Genomic DNA, 2,495 nt, shown 5'->3' with positions numbered 1-2,495 from the left:
CCGCCGGCACCCCTCTTCGAACAACTCCTAGAGCGAATGCCGCTGCCGCCATCTCCGGCGCGCCGACGACCCCGGCCACCGAAGCCGCCCTATCTGCTACCCGTCGCCGCATAGGGGGCGGCCGGAACGATGATCGACCCCCTCAACCTTAAAAGATACCTGAGCCTTGGTTCGGCGCTTCCGTTGGCGCCTTGGCTTGTAGACATAAGAGAGTTGCGTGACTGTAAAGATTCCTTTCTTGTGATATCGGTAGCCGTTCATAGACCCCCTTGACCGCCGCCACCCAACCCGATCAGGATAAGCCCATCTTCGCCACCCGATGAACTCGCCCCCTGACCGATGCACCTGAGCGACCACAGCCTCAGCCAGCTCGATGAAACCTACGTCCAGGCACTGGACGAGGCTCGGCTGCGTGGTCTGTCGCTGCGACTGTTGGAGGATCTCAAGGAAGCGCGCGAGCGGCTGCGGCAAAATCCGACCAACCGTTCTCGTCCGCCCAGCAGCCGTGCGCCCTGGGAGCGCCCGTCGGCGGGGGATGAGGAGCCGAGCGACGACGCCGACGTCGAGGCGAACCTCCCGGCGCAGGATCGGGACGCACCGGATGCGGCCAGCGCGCCCCCGGATGAGCCGCCCGATCCACCCGAGACCCCGGCCCCCGAGCACGCGGCCTCCAAGCCCGAGAAGCCCAAGCGCAAGCCCGGCAAACCACCGGGCGCGCTGGGGTTCGGACGCACCCAGGTGTTTAAGGCCCATGAGACGATCATCCATCGTCCCGAGACCTGCGCGGCCTGCGCCGAGGCGCTGCCCGCGCAGGCCCCCAGTGTCGCCGACGCCGGCTTCCAGTCGGTCGATCTGGTGTGGGGCGATCCCGAGCAACTGGGCCTGCACCTGCAGGTGACCGACCATCGTTTCCATGACACCCTCTGCGGCTGTGGTCATCACACGCGCGCGCGTCCCGGCGAAGGGCTCGTCGATGACCCGACCTTAGAACCGGTGGCCTTGAGCGAATGGCGTCTGGTCGGGCCGGGGCTGGCGACCCTGATCGTGGCCCTGCCTCTGCGCTTTCGGATGTCGTACCGGCGCATCGCTGAGTTTCTGCACGACTGGCTCGGGTTGAACCTGAGCGTGGGCACCCTGGATCGCACCCTGCGCGAGGCCGCTGCGGCGGCGGTACCGCTGGAAAAAGAATTGATCGAGGCGGTGGTGGCCAGCGACCTGCTGCCTGTCGACGAGACCTCCTGGCCGCAAGGTGCCGAACTCCTCTGGCGGTGGGTCTTCACCAGCGCCACCACCACCCTGTTCGTGGTGGCCAAGCGCGGGCGCGAGGTGCTCGATCGCCTTCTGCCGGGCTTCGCCGGCTGGCGGATGAGCGACGGCTGGCAGGCGTATCGCCACTTCCCGCAACGGCTGCGCGGCTGGGCGCACCTCACGCGCAAGGCGCAGGGGTTGATCGAGAGCTTCGATCGCGAGGCGCAAGCCTTCGGGCACCAAGTGCAAACCACCTTCGACACCCTGATCGGTGCCATCCATGCCGCGCGCGACGGCCCCCCGGTCGATTTGCCGATCCGCCATGCCGCGTTGCTCAACGAGTTGCATGCCGCCTGCGTGCGTTTGCTCGGGCACCGCCATGCCAAGACGCACGCCTTGGCGGTGGAACTGTGGAACGACTGGGACGCCATTTTCCGGGTGCTGGAGAATCCCCAGTGGCCGCTCACCAACAACGACGCCGAGCGGGCGCTGCGCCATTGGGTGATCGCACGACGCATCATGATGGGGACGCGCTGCGAAGCCGGATCGCGCGCCTTCGCCTTGCTCGCCAGCGTGATCGACACCTGTCGCCAACGCGGCCATGTGCCTTGGCGCTATCTGGCCGGCGTGATCGCGAAGCGCCGCGCCGGGCGTGCGGCGGCGGCGCTACCGGATCCAATGCCGGGTCTATGAACGGCTACTGATATCGCTGAATGATCTTTGGCGTGACCCGATCCAAAAGACTGAGATCGTCAACCTTTTCTGCATGCTCCATACAGGCATTGCGAAATTGGCAAGTTGGGCAATGCTTGTTCAAAAGCACTGGTGGAGGTGGTGAACTGCCTGTCCATTGTCTCAACGCCTTGATCATTGGAATCAGGATTCGGTTAGCTGACTCCATGTCGACTTTGTGAGCACGGCCGTCTGCGCCGATTACCACGCCCGTCGCAGGCAACTGATTTTGCAGTTTTCCGAGTACATATCCAACAAACAAGATAGCAAGCTTCTGCTCCTGCAGAATCTGATGTGTACCGACGATGATCGTCGGTTCGTAACGATGACTGCCGTAGGATGGACCACAATATACTTTCTTAAGCACATCGCAGTTAGTTCTACTTTGTTACTTTAATTCAAACACATTGACTATCCCGTCGCGGTCAGCTTGTAATAACGCTCGATATCCTTTTGCCTTTGCTCATGCCTGACCCGCATTTGCTTGATTCTTTTTTCGACCGCATCCGGATCGT

The 2,495-nt window shown here is 63.0% G+C and carries 2 protein-coding genes; one reads left to right on the top strand and one right to left on the bottom strand.

Annotated features, from left to right (window positions below):
- Positions 1 to 339: 339 nt before the first annotated feature.
- On the top strand, positions 340 to 1,941 hold the full coding sequence (locus tag QZY07_RS15475; RefSeq protein WP_295404556.1) for an IS66 family transposase: 1,602 nt from the start codon (positions 340 to 342) through the stop codon (positions 1,939 to 1,941).
- Positions 1,942 to 1,945: 4 nt separating this feature from the next.
- Here QZY07_RS15475 and QZY07_RS15470 read toward each other — a convergent pair whose 3' ends face one another.
- The gene (locus QZY07_RS15470) at positions 1,946 to 2,347 is read right to left on the bottom strand and encodes a hypothetical protein (RefSeq protein ID WP_295404554.1); all 402 of its coding nucleotides are present in this window, start codon (positions 2,345 to 2,347) and stop codon (positions 1,946 to 1,948) included.
- Positions 2,348 to 2,495: the final 148 nt, after the last annotated feature.

The organism is uncultured Thiocystis sp. (genome assembly GCF_903866365.1).
Lineage (GTDB): Bacteria > Pseudomonadota > Gammaproteobacteria > Chromatiales > Chromatiaceae > Chromatium.
Note: the sequence above shows the minus strand (reverse complement) of the source record. Positions and strands in the feature narration are given on the sequence as shown.